The organism is Luteimonas panaciterrae (assembly GCF_020511115.1).
Lineage (GTDB): Bacteria > Pseudomonadota > Gammaproteobacteria > Xanthomonadales > Xanthomonadaceae > Luteimonas > Luteimonas panaciterrae.
In genome coordinates this window covers 616,274-638,653 of sequence record NZ_JAJAVH010000001.1, presented here as the reverse complement: position 1 = coordinate 638,653, position 22,380 = coordinate 616,274, and the positions used below count along the sequence as shown (strand labels likewise).

Sequence of the window (22,380 nt, the reverse complement as noted above, 5' to 3'; positions counted from 1 at the left end):
GCCTCTCACTAGTCGCTTCATGATGTCCTCTCCTCGTGGGAGGCGCGAACATCGCATCGCGGTGCTACATGCGGTGTGAAGCCTTTCGCGCATGTTGCACGATACGTGTGACGACATTCGACAGATCGAGACAGTGTGGATATCGCGCTACTTTCCAGCGGTTACGAGGCGTCTCACTCCTTTGTGCGGATGCGTGACGTAATGCGCGCTTGCAGCGTGAGAGCCATGCATCCAGACCACTTTCTTGTTATCCGGCGGTCTCGGCATCGAAGTTGCAGTGTCATGCTGGAGACGGCAAGACGGTCGTCCGAGACTTGCAAATGGACAGACGCGGGGCCCTCCGGCATCTGCGCATGGCCTGATCCATGTCCATGGGACATGGAGGGCATGTATCGGATTCTGCAATCACTATCACGCAGTCCCAGAACCCCAGGGCCGGCTTATTCAGCTCGTTCGATCCACTGACCAGCCGACACTCGCGCCCAAATTTTGGTCGTTCACCCCAAATGCCTTGCATGCGCCACAAGATCGCGGCATCAGTGCGGCCACCATCCAGCGACTAGCCCCAATGAACCGACGAAACTTTCTCGGGACGTGCGCGACGATTGCCGGCGCCGCCGTCCTCCCCGCTTGTCGTGTCATACCGAGCAAGGGAAATGCGGCCCTGGATACGACGGCATTCACCGCACTTCGCCGCTTTGTCGAGACGCCTTTCGGACGCATCGCGTCTGTGGAACGAGGGATGGGACCGGCGGCGTTGTTCCTGCACGGCTTCCCGTTGAACGGGTTGCAATGGCGTGGATCGCTTGAACACCTCTCGCCCTATCGGCGATGTCTCGCACCGGACTTGATGGGGCTTGGCTATACGGAAGTTTCCGAACAGCAGGCCCTTTCCCCGCAAGCACAAGCCGACATGCTGGTGGCGTTTCTCGACAGCCTCGCGATTCCATCCGTCGATCTCGTCGCCAATGACAGCGGCGGCACGATCGCACAGCTATTCGCGGCACAGCATCCGAATCGTGTCCGCACGATGCTTTTGACAAACTGCGACGTGCACGAAAACAGCCCGCCCGCGCAAATGCGCAACTCGATCAATGCCGCCAAGGCCGGCACTTATGATCAAAAGATACAGCGGCATTTGGATGACCGTGTCTACGCACGCTCCGAGAAGGGCATCATCGGCTCGGCCTACATGAATCCGGCGAACGTCACGGATGACGTGATTGAATACTATTTCAGACCGCTCGTCGCGTCGCCGCTGCGCAAGTCGCAGCTCAATCGTTACCTGTCCGCACATGAACCGAATCCTCTGATTGCGATCGAGCCGGCCCTTCGTCGGTTGAACGTCCCGACACGCATGGTGTGGGGCACGGCGGATCCGCTTTTCCCGGTCGTGTGGGCCACGTGGCTCGACGAAACCCTGCCCGAATCCCGTGGCATTCGGCTTGTCGAGGGGGGGAAGCTGTTCTGGCCAGAGGAGAGGCCGGAAGTGATCGCGGAAGAAGCGCGAGCGCTTTGGGGCGTCTAGGCGGCCGAGTTTCTTAGGCCGCTATGCGATCACGTATGCGCAGTATGCGATCGCCCCAACATCATGGAATCTCGGATACGGCGGGGCTTGCGAGACCGAACGCCTTTCGCAACTGATCGCGATAGCTGCGCCCACCGGATAGCTTCTGGCCATTGTGCAGGCGAAGGAGATACTGTCCCGACGGCAACAATTCCACATCGCGCACGGCACCAATGCGGACCATGCGCGAGCGATGTATGCGCACGAACTGCGCCGGATCGAGCTTGGCCTCGATCGCAGTCAGCGTTTCACGCGCCAGGTAACGCTCATGCCCGCAGTGCACTTCGATGTAGTTGTCGCTTGCCAGCAGCGAATCGATCGACTGTACCGGCACCAGGCGTTGGCGTGCGCTTGCCTGCAACAAGAGGCGCTCCGGAAAGGTCCGCTTACGTGCCGTCACACGTGCCCGCAGGCGCGCAAGCGTGGCTTGCAGACGGCGCGCGGAGAATGGCTTGAGCAGATAATCGACGGCATCAGTCTCGAACGCATGAACGGCGTGTTCGGAATGAGCGGTCACATACACCACGCATGTATCGCCCGCAACGGCGTTCGCCGACACCTGCAACCCATCTATTCCGGGCATGCGGATATCGAGGAAGGCGACATCGGGGCAAAGCGAGCGAAGGGCCGCCATCGCGGACGCGCCGTCTCCGCATTCCGCGACAACCTCGACACCGCCCTCCTCGCGCAGCAGGCGCGCCAGGCGCGCGAGGGCCATGGGCTCATCGTCCACCACGATGGCGCGAAGACGCCCGCTCATGTGGCCTCCGAGAACCGTTGCAAAGGCAGATCGATATGGACACAGGTCCCGCTACCAGGCGAAGTTTCCACCTCGAAGCGAAAATCCTCACCGTAGAGACATTGCAACCGCGCACGCGTGCTCGCCAGTCCTACCCCATGCCCCGGCATTGGCGCGGCCTCTCCGCTGCCATCGTCGTCGACTTCAATCAGCAATCGCTGCTCATGACTTCGCGCGGCTACTCGGATACTGCCGGGCGTCGTGCGGAGGGCGATCGCGTGGCGGATCGAATTCTCGACAAGGGGTTGCAACAAGAGCCGCGGCACCATGACTGAGTGCAAAGCGCTGTCCACATCGAGGGAAAAATGAAGTCGTGGCCCCAACCGGACTTGTTCAATCTCCACGTAATCCTCGATCAGCTCGACCTGCTCACCCAAAGTGGTCTGCTGCGTCGCCGCCCCGTCGATGCTTTGTCGCAACAGACCGCCGAGCCCGACCACCATGCGATCCGCGGCCGCCACGTCGCGATGCATCACTTCGCTGATCGAATGGAGCGCATTGAACAGAAAGTGCGGGTCGAGCCGCGCCGAGAGTGCTTCGAAGCGCGCCTGCGACAGTTGTGATTCCAGTTCCGCGTGCTGTTGTTGACGCAACCGTTCGCGCCGCGCGAACAAGAGCGCATGCGCCACACCGATGATCATCCAAGCGGTGAGCAGATTGCTGAGAAAGCTCGTGCGCAGCAGTGCGGGCCAGCTTGGCAGCTGCGCATGCCAACCGATCCACGGATTGAGCGCCACAACGCACAACGCGCGCGCCACGATGATCCCGGCAACGGCAAGGGTCAGCCATCCGATCGATCGAAGCATGGTGCCGCGCTCCATCGGATGACGGCCCGCCCACCAGAAAAGAAACATGGTGAACGGGATCCACAGCACGGCCTTGGCCATCTCCGTGCGCAACAAATAGGACGAAGCGACCTGTCCGGAAAAGGCTTCATACATTTGCCCCGTCCAGACCAGCCCGGTGAGCAGCCACCAGGCGCTCACCCAAAACCATGTCAACGTCGCTTGTCGTTGCATATCCCTGACACGCTAGCTGTTATGTGCCATTACCGGTCATCGCTGAAACTTCACTCGCAGCATAGCTGGTGGGTTGCGGCAAGGGATCTGCCTAAACAGCTCCCATCTTCTATAGCACTAGTCGTGTCTACTTTCAGGGCTTGGAAGTCAACCTGACCCCATTTTTTGGACCATGACCCTGTCATGACATATCGGATTCGGCTTAAGTGGTTCGCTAGACGCGCCTACAAGTCGATTCGACTTCTGCCTCTTTATACATCGAATCAATCGGGATGGAGCGCGAGATATTGCCGTCAAAATAAAGAATTCGAGACTTGAATACAGATTTTTTCTTTAACAGGTCATCCTGGATCTTCTGGCCCAACTCATTCTTGAAAGTCGGATCCGAAGACGAGAGGAACTGGACCCGCTCCACCACAGAAACAACAACCCCTTTTTCCAAACGCCAGGACCCATACGCTAGATCCTTGTTTGTTATCGCGTGCTTGCCATGAGGAGTGATGACAGAGGTGGTAAGGCTCGAATAGGTGTGATCAGAATTGTTGGTGGTGCGCGTCGTAACCACTAGATCGAAGTTTGGACCATGCATCGTGGTCGGCCCGCATTCCCAAACCCCAAGAAGCGATTCATCCGACAAGCCAGCATCACGACCAGCCGCACATGCCGCCATCAACATGGCTACCAATAGCACGAAGAGTCGCCGTACTATTCTTGGTTGGAAGTTAATCACCATGCCTCCTCAAGCGTTTGATAAGACAGTCGATCGTGTTTAACCGGCCCGGCGCTTCAGGTAGCACTCGAAGCCTTGCAATCTCTCGCTCAGTGTCATGAATGAAGCGCACGCGCTGTCGATGACTTCGCAGGAGAGCCGAGCGCTTTGATGCAAACCAGGTCTCTCGCAATCTCTCCCAAACCTTCGTCTTCGACTTTGGCGGCACGGGGATCTTATGGCCGAGACACTCGCACGGCTTGGCACAGCTTGGGCAGCGAACATCCTTGGCGCTGCCCGGACGCCTGACGGCCATCCGGCAATCGAAGCAGACCCATGCGTAGTTGCTCATGGATGCCTCAGGCGCCGTAACGAGCAAGCAGGGATGACCTGGCCTGCTCCAACAATTCGGAATAGTTCTTCGAGAACGGAGCCACGAGCTGCTTTTCCAAGAGCGACTCAAGTACCCAGAGAGCATTTCTTTCCGGAGCCTCGATGTCGTTGTCCAGCTTGCCTGAGCTCAGCAATTCGAAGAGAACAAGCGCCTCATCATCGGCCAGTTCGATCTGGATACTCACAAGCCTTTCCTTTGCCCACCTAGTCGAATAAGGGCCTCATGACTTTGTTCTCGAGAACCTAAGGCTCTACCCGAATGCACTTGCCGAAGATGTTCGATGCCGTGATCCATCCATTGATGAATCCCTTGTTGTTTCCGATCTGGAACTGGCCGAGACGCATCGCCTTGACCAGATGCAGGTACTCGACGCCACTCTAAGGCTTGAAAGCCACCCATCATCTTTGTTTCTAGTGCTCTGTTGTCATCTTAGTGGGAAGCGCAACAAAGGATGCCTTGAATCGCATGTTCTGCAAATCATCTATGCAGTTAACAAGCGCAAGCTTCGCAAAAAATGGCAGAGACTCTTTTGGACAGCCTCTCATGACAGCAAGAACCACCTCTGCTTCTTTAGGGTTTTCACAAATTATTTCCCAAACCAAAGCAAACCCCTTATCCACAGAAGCTATCATGTCCCTCGTCTTCTGACGATAAATCGGGTCGTTGTTGAGAAGTTGAATGGAAATCCTCGCTTGGGCGAAAAGATGACTGAGTGATCCCGAAGCTTGCCCCCAAGGCTTCACGCATATTAGATGACCATTGTCTGTGAAAAGGTCACAGACCTCGAAGCGGCTCTTTCCACCCCCATGGCCAATCAACTTTCTATCGATACGCAAGAGAGTACCACCAGACTCTCCAGCCGCCCTAAGATTGTAGTCGCCTTCTTTTTCTTTTAAAGCAGGTGCAGGCAGAGCTATCGTCGCTTCTGGAATAGAGGCAACTCGTTTGTTGATTCTCTCAACGAATGCGTGATCGACGCGGAACCAGTGCCCACTGTGCACCAAGTAATTGTCTTTTTCATGCTTTAGCATGCCGTGAATGCAAGACAAAACCGACCATCGCTGCACTGGCGATCCATCATCCTTGTATGCGTATATATAATTATTCTCTAGGGCGGCCAGATTCAGCGTCGCACCCTTCCTTCCCCACCATTTCAACCACATACCAAACTCTAGGCAATCTGCACAAGGAGCGTGCTTTTTCCTTTTTGGCTGGAATGAGAAAATATCAAAATCATCCCATGCCAGCAGATCTGGAATACACAAAACAAATTTTTCGTGATCGTCGGCAATGGCGGTGACGAGCGCCTCTGACAACTGTGCTTCCAGCGCTTCGTCTCTAATAGGGGCTATATTATCAACCCAAGAGAAATCTTTTTTGTAATGTGCCAGACCCCACAAAGTAAGGCATCGCTCGAGGAAACAAATCAATGATTCGCTTTTCAAATCCACCGATGTTTTGAATGAATCACCCCCAGCGACCCAACTACCAAATTCGAGACCAGCTTGTACTTTAGCCTTCACGCCTCTGAGAATGTCGCGTTCAACATCTATCCCAAAGCGATCAATCTCATCACTGTCGGGAATCTGTTCGATAGCTTGGATAAAATCCTCTGCAATTCGATCGCGCCTGATCGCTCTTAAAGCGTTGCGCTCTGCAAGATTGAGAACACAGCGGACTCCGAAATTTGGCTCTATGAGCTTCGGCTTTATTTTCTGCCAAGCGTGGCCAAACGTTATGGCGCACTTTCTCGCCCCTACAGGCACAATTAGCAAGCCAGATATCGTAGAGGCGGTGCTCCGAATCGATACCCTATCCGACAGCTGTGACAGGGACTTGAGCCACAACGGAATCCCTTCCGTGTGAGCAATGAGTAAGTCTGCAGAGATGTCTTGCCCGATTGCTATAGGAATCTTTTCAGGGAAAGACGATAGCTCCAGTGCAGAGCTTAAGTCGGCAATATCGTTCTTTAATAGGTAGATATTTAGCGGCAATCTTACCGCTTGCGCAATCGCATCCATACGCTTACCGCCCCCCCGAGCGGAAACGCTAGCTATCTCCACTCACCCACACTTTGAATAACCGCAATTCAAACAAGTTGCACATCCATCCATGATCACGATGGCCTTGGTATTGCACTTGTGGCACATGGTCGCGCTCGGTGGAAACGAGGTGCCATCGCCAGTCACGGCGATGTCCTCGGGATAGGTATCGGGATACGACCCCTCGATCCCACCCGCCTCACGCTGCGGATGGACCGGAACGCTTACTTCAGCGTTTTTTTTTGAGCGTTCCTCGTACGCGCGGCGCTTCTCGGCGATCAGGGCGCGCTGGTGTTCGCTCATTTCCGGGTCGTGCATCATGCCGATGGACTTGAGGTGGTCCTCGACGATCATGCCGAGTTCGGCGACCAGCGACGGCATGTACACGCCACCGGCCTTGAAGTAGCCGCCCTTGGGATCGAACACGGCCTTCATCTCATCGACCAGGAAGGTGACGTCACCGCCCTTGCGGAAGACGGCGGACATGATGCGGGTGAGCGCGACGATCCACTGGAAATGCTCCATCGACTTGGAGTTGATGAAGATCTCAAAGGGACGGCGCTGTTCGTGCTCGGTGCCGGCGTTGAGCACGATGTCGTTGATGGTCACGTACATGGCGTGTTCCACCAGCGGGGATTTGATCTTGTAGGTGCTGCCGATCAGGACTTCCGGGCGCTCGATGCGCTCGTGCATCTGGATGACATCGGCCGTGGGCAGTTCGGCCTCGATCTTCTCGCGGGCGACGGAGGCGCCGGCGACGGCCTTCTCCTTGTCCTCGGCGGTGACGACGGCGTATCCCTTGATTTTCTTGTCGATCTTGACGGCCATGACGCGGTTCCTGATGGGTCTGTGTTGCTTGTTTTTGTGGTTATGAAAACTAGATAGGGCTGGAGGCCCTTCCCCCAACCCCTCTCCCGCGAACGGGAGAGGGGAATCGGGGCGGTGTCGCTTATTTCTTCTTCGCCGCCTTCTTGGCCGCCTTCTTCGCGGGGGCCTTGCGGGCGGTCTTCTTCGCTGCCTTCTTCACGGCCTTCTTGGCTGGCGCTTTCTTGGCGGCGGCTTTCTTGGCCGGGGCCTTCTTCGCAGCCTTCTTGGCGGTCTTCTTCTTGGCAGTCTTCTTCGCGGTGCCCTTCTTCTTCAGCGCGGCGACCTCGGCCTTGGCGCTGGCGCTGACCGAGGCGAGTTTCTTCTTCGCCTTGGTGACGCGCTTGCTGACGGCCTTCTTGGCCTTGGCGGCGCTCTTCTTCGCGGTCTTCACCGCGCTGCTCGCTTTTTTCGACACCGCGCTGCCGATTTCCTTCGCCTTGTCGGCGACGGCCTCGGCGGCGTTGGAAAGGGTCGCGGTGACCCCGTTGCCGTTGCTCATGGTGGTTCCCTCAGGTCAGTGGACACGGGCGGGCGCCCGTGGAGCGAAATGTAGCGCGAACTTTGCGAAGTGTGCGCACTGGCGACCAGGGTTTGCGCAAGTGCGAGCAACCTTTTCCGCCCCTCCCCTTCGCCGCGCGAAAGGGAGGGAGAGAAAGCGGCGTCAGAACTTGCCGTAGTAGCCTTCCTTGAGCGCGTCGAACAGGTTGGCGGCGGTGTGCATTTCGCCGTCGTATTCGATCTGCTCGTTGCCCTTCACCTCCACCACGCTGCCGTCTTCCAGTTCGAAGCGGTAGGTGGTGTTCTCCAGGTCCGTTTCCTTCACCAGCACGCCCTGGAAGGCGGCGGGGTTGAAGCGGAAGGTGGTGCATCCCTTCAGGCCCTGCTGGTGGGCGTAACGGTAGATGTCCTTGAAGTCCTCGTACGGGTAGTCCGTGGGGACGTTGGCGGTCTTGGAGATGGAGCTGTCGACCCACTTCTGCGCGGCGGCCTGGACGTCGACGTGTTCCTTGGGGGTGATGTCGTCGGCGGCGATGAAGTAGTCGGGGAGCTTGGCGACCGGGTCGTCGCTGAACGGCATGGCCTTGGCGTTGATCAGTTCGCGGTAGGCGAGCAGTTCGAAGGAGAAGACGTCGACCTTTTCCTTCGACTTCTTGCCTTCACGGATCACGTTGCGGCTGTAGTGGTGGGCGAAGGACGGTTCGATGCCGTTGCTGGCGTTGTTGGCCAGGCTGAGGGAGATCGTGCCGGTGGGAGCGATCGAGCTGTGGTGAGTGAAGCGGGCGCCGCTCTCGGCGAGCTGTTCGACCAGCTCCGGGGCCACCGTGGCGATCTGCTGCATGTAGCGCGAGTAGCGGGCGTGCAGGACCTTGCCGGGGATCTCCTGGCCGATCTTCCAGCCGTCGGCTGCCATCTCCGGACGCTGGCGCAGCATCGCGGCGGTGACGGGGAAGCGCTCTTCCATGATCGGCGCCGGGCCTTTTTCCTCGGCCAGCGTCAGACCCATTTCCCAGCCGGCGACGGCCATCTCGCGGGCGATGCGCTCGGTGAACTCGCACGAGGCCTTGCTGCCGTACTTCATCTTCAGCATGGTCACGGTGGAGCCCAGGCCCAGGAAGCCCATGCCGTGGCGGCGCTTGCGCATGATCTCGTCACGCTGCTGCTGCAGCGGCAGGCCGTTCACTTCGACCACGTTGTCGAGCATGCGGGTGAACACGCGCACGACTTCCTTGTATTCCTCCCAGTCGAACTCGGCCTGGTCGGTGAAGGCGTTGCGGACGAACTTGGTGAGGTTGACCGAGCCCAGCAGGCAGGCGCCGTAGGGCGGCAGCGGCTGTTCGCCGCAGGGGTTGGTGGCGCGGATGTTCTCGCACCACCAGTTGTTGTTCATCTCGTTGACGCGGTCGATCAGGATGAAGCCGGGCTCGGCGTAGTCGTACGTGGAGACCATGATCATGTCCCACAGGTGCCGGGCCTTGATGTGGCCGTAGACCTTGCAGGCGACCAGGCCGTCGTCGCGAACGATGTAGCTGGCGTGCTGGGGCCAGTCGCGCCAGACGACCTGTTCGGCGTTGGACAGGTCGATGTCGCCCTTTTCCTTTTCGTTGATCGGGAACACCAGCGGCCAGTCGGCGTCGGTTTCCACGGCCTGCATGAAGCCGTCGGTGATCAGCAGCGACAGGTTGAACTGGCGCAGGCGGCCGTCCTCGCGCTTGGCGCGGATGAAGTCGCGCACGTCGGGATGGCTGACGTCGAAGGTGCCCATCTGCGCGCCGCGGCGGCCGCCGGCGGAGGAGACGGTGAAACACATCTTGTCGTAGATATCCATGAAGGACATCGGGCCCGACGTGTACGCGCCGGCGCCGGCGACGAAGGCGCCCTTGGGGCGCAGCGTCGAGAATTCGTAGCCGATGCCGCAGCCCGCCTTCAGGGTGAGGCCGGCTTCGTGGACCTTGTCCAGGATGCCGTCCATCGAGTCGACGATGGTGCCCGAGACGGTGCAGTTGATCGTGCTGGTGGCCGGCTTGTGCTCCAGCGCCCCGGCATTCGAGGTGATGCGGCCGGCCGGGATCGCGCCACGGCGCAGCGCCCACAGGAAGCGCTCGTTCCAGTAGGCACGCTTGTCCGGGGTGGTTTCCGCGTCGGCCAGGGCGCGGGCGACGCGCTGGTAGGTGCCGTCGATGTCGGCATCCACCGCCACGCCCTGCTTGGTCTTCAGGCGGTACTTCTTGTCCCAGATGTCCTGGGACGCAGGCTGCATGGGGATTTCGCGATTAGGATCAGCGCGATTGGGGTCAGGGGACTGTCCCATATCGTTTTTCACCGCCTCCAGGCGCACCGTGCTCATGCTGAATCTTTCTCCTGACTGGCCGGGCTCGTGCCGCGGCTTGTTGTTCTTGTCGTTGGTTTCTTGAATTGCCGTTTTCGGGCGTCATCGGGAACCCGGTGCCGCCGTCCTGCCTTGAAGCCACCGACGGTGAAGCCGCAGCCGCGTGTTACGCGCCGCGCTCCAATCCGTGATCTGTAGTCGGGGCCGAGCCTGCTTGCATCGTGCGCCTTCCCCTGTAGCGACGTGTCAAAATCAGGTAAACCCTACCACTTGGGCCTCTCCTCCCAGTCCGACCCCAACATCTTGTGGCCGAACGGGAGATCAAACTACGCCGGGCCAAGGGCGCTGTCAACCGGAAAAATGGAAATCTTGAAGTTTTTTTGTGACAGCCACCTCGCCCCCGGGACCGGTCGGACAGGCGGTTAACGAGCCTGGATCCGGGCGTTTTCAGGGCTGATTTCAGGGGGGACGGGAGGGCGCCTGGCCGCCACGGATCGGCGAAACTTCATCCCCGATTAAACGGTCTCCATCAAAACTGAACGTCTTAATCGGACCGCGCGACGCCGTCCCCGGGCCCGCCCCGGCACACTGTGCGTCGCGCACCACGATCCACCCATGAGGACCCCATGCGTCGGTTGTCGACTCCTACCAAGACCCTGCTCGCCCTGACCCTGGCCGCGGCCTTCGGCGGCTTCGCCGCGACGGCCCTGCGCGAAGGCCTGGAACAGCCCGCCCGTGCCGAATCGGCGGCGCCCGTGGCCGTGCCGGCCACCATGGCCAGCCTGCCCGCCACCGTCGAGGGCCAGGCCGTGCCCTCGCTCGCGCCCATGCTCAAGCGCGTCACCCCCGCCGTGGTCAGCGTGTACAGCCGCCAGACCGTGCGCGTGGCCAGCCCGCTCGGGCCGTTCGCCGACGATCCGTTCTTCCGCCGCTTCTTCGGCATTCCCGACATGCCGCGCGAACGCGTGGAGCGCGCGCTCGGCTCGGGCGTGATCATCGATGCGCAGAACGGCTATGTGCTCACCAACCACCACGTCGTGGTGAACGCCGACGGCGTGTCGGTGACGCTCGCCGACGGCCGCACGCTGGAAGCCGAATTCCTCGGCTCCGATCCGGATACCGACGTGGCGCTGATCCGCATCCCCGCCAAGAACCTCACCGCCATCCCGCTCGGCAACAGCGACGCGCTGCAGGTGGGCGATTTCGTGGTGGCGATGGGCAATCCCTATGGCCTCGGGCAGACGGTGACCTCGGGCATCGTCTCGGCCGTGGGCCGCAGCGGCATTCCGGTGGCCGGCTTCCAGAACTTCATCCAGACCGACGCTTCGATCAATCCCGGCAATTCCGGTGGCCCGCTGGTGAATCTGCGCGGCGAGCTGGTCGGCATCAACACCGCCAGCTTCAATCCGCGCGGCAGCATGGCCGGCAATATCGGCCTGGGCTTCGCCATTCCGATCAACATGGCGCGCAACATCAAGGACCAGCTGGTCAGCACCGGCGAGGTCAAGCGCGGCACGCTCGGCATCGAGACGCAGAACGTCGACGATCGCATCGCCAAGGGGCTAGGGCTCGACGAGCCGCGCGGCGCGGTGGTGACGCGCGTGTATCCCGGATCGGCCGGCGCGGCCGCGGGATTGCAGCCAGGCGATGTGGTGTTGTCCGCCAACGGGCAGCGCGTGGACAACAGCCCGTCCCTGCACAACTTCGAAGGTCTGCAGGACGTCGGCAGCCGCGTCACGCTCGACGTGCGCCGCGAGGGCAAGGCGCTGCAGCTCACCGCGACGCTGAAGGAAAGCCCGCGCGCGCTCGACGGCAATGCGCTCGATGCGCGTCTGGCCGGCGCCACCTTCAAGGAACTGGACGAAGGCACGCGCCAGCAGCTGCGCAGCATGGGCGCCGATGGCGGTTTGCAGGTCGGCACGGTGACGCGCGGCAGCCGCGCCTGGAACAGCGGGCTGCGTCCGAACGACATCGTGGTGGAAGGCAGCAATGGCGAGTTCGCCGACCTGCCCAGCTTCCGCGCCAGTTTCGAGAAAAAACCCGCGCAGCTGGTGCTGCGCGTGCTGCGCGGCGGGACGACCGGCAATCTGCTGATGCGGTGACCATTCAGGAATAAGCCCGTCATTCCCGCGAAAACGGGAATGACGGGCAAAGCAAGCACACAGGCTTAACTCTCCGGCAACCCATCGTCCGGCACACTTCCCAGGCACTCATGCAAAGGAGCTCGTGATGAATCCGACCGCAAGCGAAAACTTCAAGAGCAATCTCGGCGAAGCCGGCACGCATCTGAAGGACGCCGCCAGCCACGCGAGCGAAACACTGCGCAATGCCGCCAGCGCCGCCGGCGACGAAGCACGCCTCGGGCGCGCGCAGCTGAAGGCCGATCTCGCCGACGGCGCCCTGTCCGGCATCGCCGCGCTCGAGGAAGGCGGCGCGGCCGCGCGCGAACAGGTCGATGCGCTGCTGGACAAGGGCCGCGACCTGATCGACAGCGCCGCCGACCTGATCCGCGAGCGTCCGCTCGCTTCCTTCGGCGTCGCGTTCGCCGCCGGTTTCATCATCGCCAAGCTTGCGCGCGGCGGCGGTGGAGACAGGTAAGCTGATTCCCTCTGCGTCGAGGGGGAATGCGTTGAGGGGAACATCGTGAGCGAGGAACGCCGCGAGGATGCCGACGCCGGCAAGGCGCCGCATCTGGACGAAAGCGTGCGCCGCATCCATGCCGCGGGGCGCGCGACGCTGGATTCCGCGCTCGATACCGGGCGCGCGCTGCGCCGCCTGATCGGCGCCGACCTCGCCCTCGCGCGCAGCGCCAGCGGACGCGCGCTGGCGTGGCTGGCGGTGGCGATCGTGTTCGGCGCTTCCACCTGGCTGTTGGCGATGGCCGCGTTGATCGCGCTGCTGCAATCGCTGGGGCTGCCGTGGCTGGCCTCGATTTCCATCGCCGCGGCACTGAGCCTCACCGTCACCGCGATCGCCGCCTGGCGCGTGTCGGTGTTTTTCGATTACGCCGGCATGCATGCCACGCGGCGCCAGCTGGCGCGGCTAGGCATCGGTGGCGATGACGAGGATGACGTCGCCGAACCGCACGGCGAGGCCTTGAACACAACCGACGCGCAGGCACGGCAGCCATGAAGTTCGAACGCCTGAAGCAGCGCGTGATCCGCGGCGAACGCCTGGTCGAGGGCCGCTTCGAACAGACGCAGGCGCACGCCACCTCGCTGAAGGACACCTGGCGTGAGAGCTGGACGCCAACGCGGATCCTGCTCGCCGGCCTGGTCGGCGGTTTCCTGATCGGACGCGCGCGGCCCGGACGCGTCGTGCGCAAGCTCGGTGGATTCAACAGCGCGCGCTGGGTGCAGTTGTTCACCGCGGTGTCTGGGCTGCTGGCATCGCTGCAGAGCGGGCTCGCCGCGGCGACGGCGAAGAAAGCGACCGAACAGGCCGCCGATGCGGCGAACGACGCGGCGATGCGGACGCCGTCCGAGGCCGAGCCCGCGAACGACATCGAAGCCGCGCATCACGCGGCTGAAGTCACGGCCACGGCGGAACCCGAAGCCGTGCCGCCCTCCGACCGCCGCCGCAAGCCGGACCCGACCTGGAATGCGCCGCCGCGCCCGGCCGAGGCGGCGACGGAAATCTCGGAGCGCTGAGGGCTATCGCTTTTCCCTCCGGGAGAAGGGAAAAGCCAGAGCCGCCGCTTCGCCCGATCCCGTAACATACGGGTGTGCCTCGCTCTCAATCCAATTTCCCCGTCCGCGCCATCACCCTCGATCTCGACGATACGCTCTGGCCGTTCGCGCCGATCGCCACGCGGATCGAACGGGTGCTCGACGACTGGTTCCGCACACACAGCCCGCGCACCGCGGAACTCTTTCCGATTCCCGAGATGCGCGCCTTGCGCGAACGCGTGGTCGCCGCGAACCCGCAGCTGGTGCACGACATCGGCACGCTGCGGCGCATGACGCTGGCGCACGCGCTGCGCGAGAGCGGCGCCGATCCGACCCTGGCCGACGCCGCCTACGAAGCGTTCTACGCCGCGCGCAATCAAGTCGAGTGCTATCCCGACAGCCTCGACGCGCTCGCACGCATCGCCGCGCGCGTGCCGGTGGCGGCGCTCTCCAACGGCAATGCCGATCTGGAACGGATCGGCCTCTCGCACCACTTCCGCTTCTACCTGCGCGCCCACGAACACGGCGCGGCCAAGCCTGAAGCCGGCATCTTCCTCGCCGCCTGCGAACGCCTCGGCGTCGCGCCCGATCAGGTACTGCACGTCGGCGACGATGCCGATCTCGACGTGGTCGGCGCCGCGCGCGCCGGGCTGCGCACCTGCTGGATCAACCGTGCCGACCAGAAAGCGCGCTGCGCCGATCCGGCCGTGCGTGGTCATAGCGAATGGCCCCACGATGATCCGCGCCCCGATCTCGAATTCGACACGCTGACCGCATTGGCCGACTGGCTCGATGCCGCCGTCCTTCCTTTTTCACGAGCTGCCCGCGCATGAATCTCCCGAACGGATTCGTCCGACTCGATCCCGAACGCGCTACCCAGCATGATTCTGTCCAGCGCGATCAAACGCAGACGCCGCGCCCGTTCTATCTGATCCATCGCGACAGCTTCGCCGCCTGGCGCGAACGCCAGACGCCCGCGCTGGCGCAATGGCTGCAGACGCATGCCTTCGACGCCGCACCAGGCTCGGTGCTGTCGCTGCCGGGCGAGGATGGCGGGTTCGCCGCCGCGGTGCTCGGCATCGGCGACCCGCTCGATCCGTTCTCCTACGCGCACGCACCCAGCGTCTTGCCGCCGGGGCTGTGGCAGCTCGACGCCAAGATCGACGACGAAGCGCTGCGCGCGCTGCATCTCGGCTGGGGCCTCGGCGCCTACCGCTTCACGCGTTACCGCGAGGCGCCGCGCGCGCCGGCGCAGCTGGTGGTGGCCGAGATCGATGCGGAAACCGCCGACCTCCTGCACGCCTGTGCGCGCGTGCGCGACCTCATCAACACGCCCACCGAGGATATGGGGCCGGAGCAGCTGGAAACCATCGCGCACGAGATCGCGCAGGCACATGGCGCCAGTTTCGAAAGCGTGGTCGGCGATGAACTGCTGACGCGTAACTTCCCCGCCATCCACGCCGTCGGCCGCGCCTCGCATCGCGCGCCGCGATTGATCCGCTTCGACTGGGGCGACGCTGCGCATCCGCACATCGCGCTCGTCGGCAAGGGCGTGTGCTTCGACAGCGGCGGCCTCGACATCAAGCCCGCCGATGGCATGCGCAACATGAAGAAGGACATGGGCGGCGCGGCGCACGCGCTCGCCCTGGCCGAGCTGGTGATGGCGCGCAAGCTGCCGCTGCGGCTCACGCTGCTGATTCCGGCGGTGGAGAACGCGATCGGTCCCAACGCGTTCCGTCCGGGCGAGGTGATCGCCACGCGCAAGGGCGTGAGCGTGGAGATCGACAACACCGACGCCGAGGGCCGCGTGATCCTGTGCGACGCGCTCACGCTGGCGAGCGAGGAAAAACCTGCCTGGCTGATCGATTTCGCCACGCTCACCGGCGCCGCGCGAATCGCGCTCGGCCCGGATCTGCCGGCGCTGTACGCCAACGACGACGCGCTCGCGCAGGGCTGGCTCGATGCCGGCATGCAGACACGCGATCCACTTTGGCGCATGCCGTTGTGGCGTCCGTACCTGCGCTACCTCACCAGCAACATCGCCGATCTCGCCAACGGCGGCCCCTCGCGCATGGCCGGCAGCGTCACCGCGGCGCTGTACCTGGAGCGCTTCGTGCCCGCCGAGCAGAAGTGGGCGCATCTGGATGTGTATTCCTGGAACGACAACGATCGTCCGGGACGTCCGGCCGGCGGCGAGGCGCAAGGATTGCGCGCCGTCTACGCGCTGCTCAAGCGGCGCGCGAGTCAGGCGGACTGACGGCTGTCGTCATGCGCGCCTGGACACGAATCGCGATTCCAATGCTTGTGCTCGCGGCCGGCGCTGCGAACGCAACCGACTTCCGCGATACTGCCGTGCCCAAATCGCACATTCCGGCCGTGATCCGCGACGTCGCCGAATGGCACGATCTGCAACACCCCGACTGTCCCTTCAAGAAGGCCACCGGTTCCAGGACCGTGGAGAAACGTGCCGGGGGTTCGGTCGAACACTGGTCCGTCGAAGCGTGCTCCGGAAAGTCTTTCGTCTATCAGGTCGATGTTTTCCCTCGCGGAGATAACGGCAGCGTCACCGACATGGTGTCCAATGTCGACGGCGCACCGATCGGAGAAGCGCCGAAGCTGTCGGACAAGGAATTCGCCGAGCAATGCAAGGCCATGCACCAGGAACAACGCGCGCTCGGCGATCCGGAAAAGCTGGAGGACGCGAAAGCCATGCGCTACTACCAGCTCGTCGCCGGCCTCGCCGTCTGCGACATGCAGAAAAGCCTTCCCTAGTCGCGCCGCCACGGCGAAACCGAACTCCAACGCAAGGATGTCGTCATGACCGCAAGCAGATTCCGCCTGATGCTGGCCGTGTATTGCGTCCTCTTCGTCGCGGGCATCGTCGTTTCCTTCATCCCGGGCGGATATTCGCAAGAGCTGACGAACGCTTACGCGAACGAACCGGCGCCGGCCTGGATGGACCATTTCTGGCCCTTCCTGGGCATCGTCGCCGTCCTGCTGATCGGCATGCTCGCCAGCTACGTCGGCATGTTCTTCTTCAAGTCGTGGGCACGCACGCTGGCGCTCGTGACGACGATCATCAGCATCGCCCTCATCCCCCTTTCCGGGCCCGCACTGTCGTCGGCTGCGGAACAAGCCCTGTTCGAGATCTCCAGCATCCTCTGGGGCGTGATCCTCGCGCTGGCGTACTGGGCTTCGCCTGTCAGCGATCGCTTCTCGCCTCGACAAGCACCCGATGCGCCGAATCCGGGCACTGGCTACTAGGCCACGCTCGGCGGTAACAAATCACCCGACACCATTGGGGTGCCGCAGCAACGCTAGTCCTCACACTGATGGCATGATCGCACCATCCTCGTCGACAGCAGGGCCGAGATGGCCGGACGTCACCGCGAACGCCACCTGATCCAGCGCAGCGGCTGGCTGCGCGCGGCCGTACTCGGCGCCAACGACGGCATCGTCTCGGTCGCGGGCCTGGTCGTCGGCGTGGCCGCCAGCGGGGTCGACCAGACGACGCTGCTGGCCACCGGCATCGCCGGACTGGTGGCCGGCGCGATGTCGATGGCCGCCGGCGAATACGTCTCCGTGCAGTCGCAGGCGGATACCGAACAGGCCGACCTTCGCATCGAGAAACGCGAATTGCGCGAGGACCCGAAGGGCGAACTGGCGGAGTTGACCAACATCTACATCAAGCGCGGCCTGGCGCCGGAACTGGCGTCGGAAGTGGCGCGCCAGCTGAGCGCGCATGACGTACTGCAGGCCCACGCGCGCGACGAACTCGGCATCACCGAACCGTTGCGCGCCAAGCCATTCCAGGCCGCGATGGCTTCCGCGTGCGCATTCGCGTGCGGCGCCTTGCTGCCGATCGTGGCGGTGCTGCTCGCACCGGAGGCGTGGACGAGCAGGATCGTCACCGCCATCACCGTGCTGGGACTGTTCGGCTCCGGCGCGCTGGCCGCATGGATCGGCGGCGCGCCGATGCTGCGCGGCGGCGTGCGCGTGGCGTTCTGGGGTGCGCTGGCGATGGCGGCCGCCTCGGCGGTGGGCAGCCTGTTCGACGCGCGGGTGTGAGGCGAGCAGGTGCGAGGCGACGACGCGACGCGCTCAGCCTTCGCGCAACCCGAGCCAAGACGACACCACGCTCCGCGCCTCGTCCACGCCCTGCTTGGCCGAGGATGAGAACGCCTGCACGCTGACGCTGTCGCCGAACGCCGACGACAGTTCGCGCCGCACCGCCTGCAGCGTGTTCGACGCCGCGCCGCGCGAGAGCTTGTCGGCCTTGGTCAGCAGCACATGCGCGGGCAGTCCGCGCTCGACGGCATAGCCGAGCATCTGGCGGTCGTAATCCTTCAGCGGATGGCGGATGTCCATCACCACCACCAATCCCTTGAGCGCATCGCGGCTGCCGAAGTAACTGTCGAGAAAGGCCTGCCAGTGCGCCTGCAGTTCCTGCGGCACCTTGGCGTAGCCGTAGCCGGGCAAATCGACGAGGTAGTGCTGCTCGTGCGGAGGCACTTCGAAATAGACCAATTGCTGGGTGCGACCCGGTGTCTTGGAGACGCGGGCCAGCGCGTTCTGCTGGCACAGGGCGTTCAAGGCGCTGGACTTGCCGGCATTGGAGCGGCCGGCGAAGGCGACCTCCCAGCCGCCATCGGGCGGCAGCTGCTTGTGCGTATGGGCCGCGAGGAGATAGCGGGCGCGAGCGAGTGGGTTGGGTGGGGCCATGCAGTAAGGATCGCATGATCGGGGGTCGCGCCTGGCCGACGTGTCGTCCGCGGCTCCGAATGATCCGGTCATGGAGGGATCGGTCCGGCGGTCCAAGTCGGCCTCATGGATGGCATCCGGCATCCACGGCGGCCCGATTGCCGCGGCTTCGGTTTGACCGCGCCAACGGCCCGCGACGATAATTCCGCGTTCGAGCGGGCGCGATCAGCGTCCGTGTCGTGACGCGGGCCTGGGGGTTCGCGAACAATCTGAAGCACGACCCAAGCCTTTCGGAGCCCAGCTGATGCGCCACGCTCGCACCTACGGTATCGCCGGCCTCGCCGCTTTCGCGGTGGCGGCAGCCGCCTATGCCCAGACCACGGTGACACCGTTGCCGGAAAACGCCCCGGTGCAGACCGCGCCGCTGGACGCTTCGGCGGTGTCCGAACTGGACAAGGCGAAGTGGGGCGACCCGAAGGCCGGCGCCACCAAGGCCGCCGCCTGCGCCGCCTGCCATGGCGCCGACGGCAATCCGACCGATCCGCAGTACCCGCGCATCGCCGGCCAGAGCGAGCGCTTCGTCTCCCGCCAGCTGGCCCTGTTCAAGAGTGGCGAACGCAACACCGGCATGGCCGCGGTGATGGTGCCCTTCGCCTCCTCGCTCAGCGCGCAGGACATGCGCGACATCGGCGCCTATTTCGCCACGCAGAAGGCGGGCGCCGGCATCGCCGACGACACCGTCATCAAGGATGGCCCGAACAAGGACAAGAAGTTCTACGAAGTCGGCCAGCAACTGTTCCGCGCCGGCGACAAGAGCCGCGGCATCCCCGCCTGCATGGCCTGCCACGGCCCCGCCGGCGCCGGCAATCCGGGCCCGGCCTACCCGCACGTCGGCGGCCAGCAAGCGGCCTACGTCGAGCGCCGTCTGCAGGAATACCGCGCCGGCACCACCACCGAGCGCGATGCGCACCTGTTCAACATCATGGCCACCGTGGCCAAGTCGCTGACCGACGAGGAAATCAAGTCGCTGGGCAGCTACCTGCAGGGCCTGCACGAGCGCCCGGACGCCGAGACCCAGGCAGCGATGGCCGAGGCCGCGAGCGCTCCCGCGCCTGCCGCCACCACCCCGCCCGCGCAGGCCCCCGCCCAGGGCGGATGAACTTCCGGGGATCGGTGTTGTCGAACCCCGCACAGCCCTTGAATCAGACGCCGGTACAGTTCCCTGTACCGGCATTTTTTTGCCTCCCGAAGCCAGCCATGCCGCCAACGGATGGCATCCTTGACCTTCTCGACCACCATGACCACTGACTTCAGGCCCGCCATGATCCGTCGCCTCGCCACCCTCCTGCTCCTGCTGCTGCCCCTCGTGGCCTGCGCGCAGTCCTCCTCTTCCGCCGCACCGGTCGAGGGCGAGGATTACGCCGTCATCAACGCCCAGCCCTGGCAGCCGCAGAAGGGCAAGATCGAAGTGGTGGAAGTCTTCGCCTACTGGTGCCCGCACTGCGCCGAATTCGAACCGCACGTGCAGACCTGGCAGGCCAAGCTGCCCAAGGACGTGAAGTTCAGCTACCTCTCGGCCGCCTTCGAATCGGAAGACAATTTCTCGCGCGCGTTCTTCGCCGCCGAGCAGCTCGGCGTGCTGCGCAAGACCCACGCCGCCCTGTTCCACGCCGTGCACGACAGCGGCACCGTGCCGAAGAGCCGCCCCAGCGTCGACGAACTGGCCAGTTTCTACAGCCAGCAGGGCGTGGACGCGGCCAAGCTCAAGGCCGCGATGGCCAGCCCGGCCGTCGATGCGAAAATGGAGAAGGCGCGCACGTTCCTGCTGAGCGTCAACCTGCAAGGCACGCCGTCGCTGATCATCAACGGCAAGTACCGCGTGGACGGCAAGTCTCCGGACGATACACTGAAGATCGCCGATTACCTGATCGCAAAAGAACGCGCCGCGGCCGGCAAGCAGCCCTGATCGCACGATCCGCCGCACACGCCGCCGCGCCAACGATTCGAACACCACGAGAGAGTCATCCGATGAACCTGCGCCTCGCCCTCCTCTCCCTGTCCCTGCTGCCACTGATCGCCTGCACGCGCCAGGACAACGCCGCGCCCGCCGACACCGCGACGCCGGCCACGAGCGAAACGCCCGCGGCGCCCGCCGAAGCGGCACCGGCCGCGGATGCCGCCACCACACCCGCTGCCGACGCGCAGCCGGCCGATGCAAAACCGGCCGAAGCCACGCCGCCGCCCGCCGCATCGACACCGGCCGCCAACAGCGGCGCCGCGCTCGTGCCGGGTCAGGACTACGACGAGATCAAGAACGGCCAGCCCTTCGATCCGCTCAACGGCAAGATCGAGGTGGTCGAGGTGTTCGGCTTCGTCTGCCCCGCCTGCGCCAGCTTCCAGCCGCAGCTGGCCGCCTGGAAGGCCAAGCTGCCGGCCGACGTGCGCTTCACCTACGTACCGGCGCTGTTCGGCAGCATGTGGGACGACTACGCCAAGGCCTTCTACACCGCCCAGGCGCTCGGCATCGAAGAGAAGAGCCACGACGACTTGTACCGCGCCATCCACATGGACCAGACGCTCAAGGGCGAGCGCGGCCGCGATTCGCTCGAGGACATCGCCAAGTTCTACGCCAAGTACGGCGTGAATCCCGAAACCTTCATCAGCACGATGAACAGCTTCACCATCGCCGGCAAGACCAGCAAGGCCAAGCAGTTCGCGCTGCGCAGCCAGATCCAGGGCACGCCGTCGCTGATCGTCAACGGCAAGTACCTGGTGAAAGGCACCTCGCGCGACGATCAGCTGCGCATCGCCGATCAGCTGATCGCGCAGGAGCGCGCGTCGGGGAGCAAGTAATCGTCCCGCCGGAAGCCGCCATGCGCGGTTCCCGCCGCTCGTCAGTCCCGCTTTCCCGCGACACTGACGAGCAGGGATAATTCGCCCGAATGGCGACGCAACGCCTCAAATTCCTCAGCGCCAACATCCAGGCCGGCTCCAGCACGCGTAGCTACAGCGATTACGCCGTGCGCAGCTGGTCGCACGTGCTGCCGGCCGGCAACAAGCGCGGTTCGCTCGACGCCATCGCCAAGCTCGCCAGCGAATACGACATCGTCGGCCTGCAGGAAAGCGATCCGGGCAGCTGGCGCTCGGGCTTCACCAACCAGACCCACTATCTCGCCGAGCGCGGCGGCTTCGACTACTGGAGCCACCAGCCCAATCGCCGTATCGGCAACGTCGCCTCCAGCGCCAACGCCCTGCTGAGCAAGCTCGAACCGCTGGAAGTGATCGACTATCCCCTGCCCGGCCGCGTCCGCGGACGCGGCGTGCTGCTCTCGCGCTTCGGCGAGGGCGAGGAAGGCCTGCTGGTCGCGGTGGCGCATCTTTCGCTCGGCGCGCAATCGCGACGCGCGCAGCTGGCCTACATCGCCGAACTCATCAGCGATCATCCACACGCGGTGCTGATGGGCGATTTCAACTGCACCGCCGAACGCCCCGAAATGGGCGTGCTGTACCGGCTTACGCGCCTGCAGCCTTCGGTATCGCTGGTGCCGACCTTCCCGAGCTGGCGCCCGCAACGCGCGATCGACCACATTCTGGTCACCGGCGACCTCGGCGCACGCGACATGCGCGCGCTGCCGGCGGCGTATTCGGATCATCTGGCGTTGTCGGTGGAGTTGGAGATTCCCGAGGCCGCGTTGCGGCGTTGAGCCAACGGCTTCCGCGGCGTTCCCGGCACTCGCTTTTTGCTCGTCATTCCCGCGAAGGCGGGAATCCATGGACGTTGTTCTTG

The 22,380-nt window shown here is 63.5% G+C and carries 22 protein-coding genes and 1 pseudogene; 14 read left to right on the top strand and 9 right to left on the bottom strand.

Going from position 1 to position 22,380, the window contains the following annotated elements; translation table 11 throughout:
* Positions 1-568: 568 nt before the first annotated feature.
* Entirely contained in the window at positions 569-1,528 is a 960-nt protein-coding gene (locus tag LG367_RS02845) for an alpha/beta fold hydrolase (RefSeq protein ID WP_226467694.1), read from the top strand.
* Between the two features lie 61 nt (positions 1,529-1,589).
* Here LG367_RS02845 and LG367_RS02840 read toward each other — a convergent pair whose 3' ends face one another.
* From LG367_RS02840 to LG367_RS02805, 8 genes and pseudogenes are all read right to left on the bottom strand, one after another.
* A complete protein-coding gene (locus LG367_RS02840; protein WP_226467693.1) occupies positions 1,590-2,327 on the bottom strand; it encodes a LytR/AlgR family response regulator transcription factor in 738 nt (245 codons plus the stop codon).
* Positions 2,324-3,352, bottom strand: coding sequence for a sensor histidine kinase (locus LG367_RS02835; protein WP_226467692.1), 1,029 nt, complete (start codon positions 3,350-3,352; stop codon positions 2,324-2,326). Before LG367_RS02835 ends, LG367_RS02840 begins: the two co-directional genes overlap by 4 nt.
* A gap of 247 nt (positions 3,353-3,599) precedes the next feature.
* Entirely contained in the window at positions 3,600-4,076 is a 477-nt protein-coding gene (locus LG367_RS02830) for a hypothetical protein (RefSeq protein WP_226467691.1), read from the bottom strand.
* A 377-nt stretch (positions 4,077-4,453) separates the two neighbouring features.
* Positions 4,454-4,672, bottom strand: coding sequence for a hypothetical protein (locus LG367_RS02825; protein ID WP_226467690.1), 219 nt, complete (start codon positions 4,670-4,672; stop codon positions 4,454-4,456).
* 226 nt (positions 4,673-4,898) lie between these two features.
* Complete coding sequence (locus LG367_RS02820; protein ID WP_226467689.1) at positions 4,899-6,509, bottom strand: DUF6119 family protein; 1,611 nt, start codon at positions 6,507-6,509, stop codon at positions 4,899-4,901.
* Positions 6,510-6,551: 42 nt separating this feature from the next.
* On the bottom strand, positions 6,552-7,358 hold the full coding sequence (locus tag LG367_RS02815) for a TSCPD domain-containing protein (RefSeq protein ID WP_226467688.1): 807 nt from the start codon (positions 7,356-7,358) through the stop codon (positions 6,552-6,554).
* A 124-nt stretch (positions 7,359-7,482) separates the two neighbouring features.
* A pseudogene (locus LG367_RS02810) lies at positions 7,483-7,896 on the bottom strand (hypothetical protein); the annotation flags it as partial.
* Between the two features lie 162 nt (positions 7,897-8,058).
* Positions 8,059-10,242 (bottom strand): adenosylcobalamin-dependent ribonucleoside-diphosphate reductase, encoded by a 2,184-nt coding sequence (locus LG367_RS02805; RefSeq protein ID WP_226467686.1) that lies wholly within the window; start codon positions 10,240-10,242, stop codon positions 8,059-8,061.
* A 608-nt stretch (positions 10,243-10,850) separates the two neighbouring features.
* Here LG367_RS02805 and LG367_RS02800 point away from each other — a divergent pair.
* From LG367_RS02800 to LG367_RS02760, 9 genes are all read left to right on the top strand, one after another.
* Positions 10,851-12,326: a Do family serine endopeptidase gene (locus LG367_RS02800; protein ID WP_226467685.1), complete on the top strand. Its 1,476-nt coding sequence runs from the start codon at positions 10,851-10,853 to the stop codon at positions 12,324-12,326.
* Between the two features lie 127 nt (positions 12,327-12,453).
* Positions 12,454-12,822: a hypothetical protein gene (locus LG367_RS02795; RefSeq protein WP_226467684.1), complete on the top strand. Its 369-nt coding sequence runs from the start codon at positions 12,454-12,456 to the stop codon at positions 12,820-12,822.
* A gap of 45 nt (positions 12,823-12,867) precedes the next feature.
* The gene (locus LG367_RS02790; protein ID WP_226467683.1) at positions 12,868-13,356 is read left to right on the top strand and encodes a phage holin family protein; all 489 of its coding nucleotides are present in this window, start codon (positions 12,868-12,870) and stop codon (positions 13,354-13,356) included.
* Positions 13,353-13,874 (top strand): hypothetical protein, encoded by a 522-nt coding sequence (locus LG367_RS02785; protein WP_226467682.1) that lies wholly within the window; start codon positions 13,353-13,355, stop codon positions 13,872-13,874. Before LG367_RS02790 ends, LG367_RS02785 begins: the two co-directional genes overlap by 4 nt.
* Before the next feature lie 74 nt (positions 13,875-13,948).
* Positions 13,949-14,725 (top strand): HAD family hydrolase, encoded by a 777-nt coding sequence (locus LG367_RS02780; RefSeq protein WP_226467681.1) that lies wholly within the window; start codon positions 13,949-13,951, stop codon positions 14,723-14,725.
* Complete coding sequence (locus LG367_RS02775; protein WP_226467680.1) at positions 14,722-16,149, top strand: leucyl aminopeptidase family protein; 1,428 nt, start codon at positions 14,722-14,724, stop codon at positions 16,147-16,149. The genes LG367_RS02780 and LG367_RS02775 overlap by 4 nt, the downstream gene beginning before the upstream one ends.
* Positions 16,150-16,160: 11 nt before the next feature.
* Complete coding sequence (locus LG367_RS02770) at positions 16,161-16,664, top strand: hypothetical protein (protein ID WP_226467679.1); 504 nt, start codon at positions 16,161-16,163, stop codon at positions 16,662-16,664.
* Positions 16,665-16,709: 45 nt separating this feature from the next.
* Entirely contained in the window at positions 16,710-17,156 is a 447-nt protein-coding gene (locus LG367_RS02765) for a hypothetical protein (protein WP_226467678.1), read from the top strand.
* A gap of 108 nt (positions 17,157-17,264) precedes the next feature.
* Positions 17,265-17,960: a VIT1/CCC1 transporter family protein gene (locus tag LG367_RS02760; RefSeq protein ID WP_226467677.1), complete on the top strand. Its 696-nt coding sequence runs from the start codon at positions 17,265-17,267 to the stop codon at positions 17,958-17,960.
* A 33-nt stretch (positions 17,961-17,993) separates the two neighbouring features.
* On the opposite strand, the gene yihA is transcribed toward LG367_RS02760, so the two are convergent.
* Positions 17,994-18,614 (bottom strand): ribosome biogenesis GTP-binding protein YihA/YsxC, encoded by a 621-nt coding sequence (gene yihA, locus LG367_RS02755; RefSeq protein WP_226467676.1) that lies wholly within the window; start codon positions 18,612-18,614, stop codon positions 17,994-17,996.
* Between the two features lie 283 nt (positions 18,615-18,897).
* On the opposite strand from yihA, the gene LG367_RS02750 reads away from it, so the two are divergent.
* From LG367_RS02750 to LG367_RS02735, 4 genes are all read left to right on the top strand, one after another.
* Positions 18,898-19,752 (top strand): c-type cytochrome, encoded by an 855-nt coding sequence (locus tag LG367_RS02750; RefSeq protein ID WP_226467675.1) that lies wholly within the window; start codon positions 18,898-18,900, stop codon positions 19,750-19,752.
* Between the two features lie 120 nt (positions 19,753-19,872).
* Complete coding sequence (locus tag LG367_RS02745; RefSeq protein WP_226467674.1) at positions 19,873-20,559, top strand: thiol:disulfide interchange protein DsbA/DsbL; 687 nt, start codon at positions 19,873-19,875, stop codon at positions 20,557-20,559.
* A 62-nt stretch (positions 20,560-20,621) separates the two neighbouring features.
* The gene (locus tag LG367_RS02740; RefSeq protein WP_226467673.1) at positions 20,622-21,446 is read left to right on the top strand and encodes a thiol:disulfide interchange protein DsbA/DsbL; all 825 of its coding nucleotides are present in this window, start codon (positions 20,622-20,624) and stop codon (positions 21,444-21,446) included.
* An 89-nt stretch (positions 21,447-21,535) separates the two neighbouring features.
* Entirely contained in the window at positions 21,536-22,297 is a 762-nt protein-coding gene (locus LG367_RS02735) for an endonuclease/exonuclease/phosphatase family protein (protein ID WP_226467672.1), read from the top strand.
* Positions 22,298-22,380 lie beyond the last annotated feature (83 nt).

Bases quoted from the DNA above. Each gene is read 5' to 3' on its own strand.
- LG367_RS02845 (WP_226467694.1), top strand. From the start codon at position 569: ATGAACCGACGAAACTTTCTCGGGACGTGCGCGACGATTGCCGGCGCC.
- LG367_RS02840 (WP_226467693.1), bottom strand. From the start codon at position 2,327: ATGAGCGGGCGTCTTCGCGCCATCGTGGTGGACGATGAGCCCATGGCC.
- LG367_RS02820 (WP_226467689.1), bottom strand. From the start codon at position 6,509: ATGGATGCGATTGCGCAAGCGGTAAGATTGCCGCTAAATATCTACCTA.
- LG367_RS02815 (WP_226467688.1), bottom strand. From the start codon at position 7,358: ATGGCCGTCAAGATCGACAAGAAAATCAAGGGATACGCCGTCGTCACC.
- LG367_RS02805 (WP_226467686.1), bottom strand. From the start codon at position 10,242: ATGAGCACGGTGCGCCTGGAGGCGGTGAAAAACGATATGGGACAGTCC.
- LG367_RS02800 (WP_226467685.1), top strand. From the start codon at position 10,851: ATGCGTCGGTTGTCGACTCCTACCAAGACCCTGCTCGCCCTGACCCTG.
- LG367_RS02795 (WP_226467684.1), top strand. From the start codon at position 12,454: ATGAATCCGACCGCAAGCGAAAACTTCAAGAGCAATCTCGGCGAAGCC.
- LG367_RS02785 (WP_226467682.1), top strand. From the start codon at position 13,353: ATGAAGTTCGAACGCCTGAAGCAGCGCGTGATCCGCGGCGAACGCCTG.
- LG367_RS02775 (WP_226467680.1), top strand. From the start codon at position 14,722: ATGAATCTCCCGAACGGATTCGTCCGACTCGATCCCGAACGCGCTACC.
- LG367_RS02770 (WP_226467679.1), top strand. From the start codon at position 16,161: ATGCGCGCCTGGACACGAATCGCGATTCCAATGCTTGTGCTCGCGGCC.
- LG367_RS02765 (WP_226467678.1), top strand. From the start codon at position 16,710: ATGACCGCAAGCAGATTCCGCCTGATGCTGGCCGTGTATTGCGTCCTC.
- LG367_RS02760 (WP_226467677.1), top strand. From the start codon at position 17,265: ATGGCCGGACGTCACCGCGAACGCCACCTGATCCAGCGCAGCGGCTGG.
- yihA (WP_226467676.1), bottom strand. From the start codon at position 18,614: ATGGCCCCACCCAACCCACTCGCTCGCGCCCGCTATCTCCTCGCGGCC.
- LG367_RS02750 (WP_226467675.1), top strand. From the start codon at position 18,898: ATGCGCCACGCTCGCACCTACGGTATCGCCGGCCTCGCCGCTTTCGCG.
- LG367_RS02740 (WP_226467673.1), top strand. From the start codon at position 20,622: ATGAACCTGCGCCTCGCCCTCCTCTCCCTGTCCCTGCTGCCACTGATC.
- LG367_RS02735 (WP_226467672.1), top strand. From the start codon at position 21,536: ATGGCGACGCAACGCCTCAAATTCCTCAGCGCCAACATCCAGGCCGGC.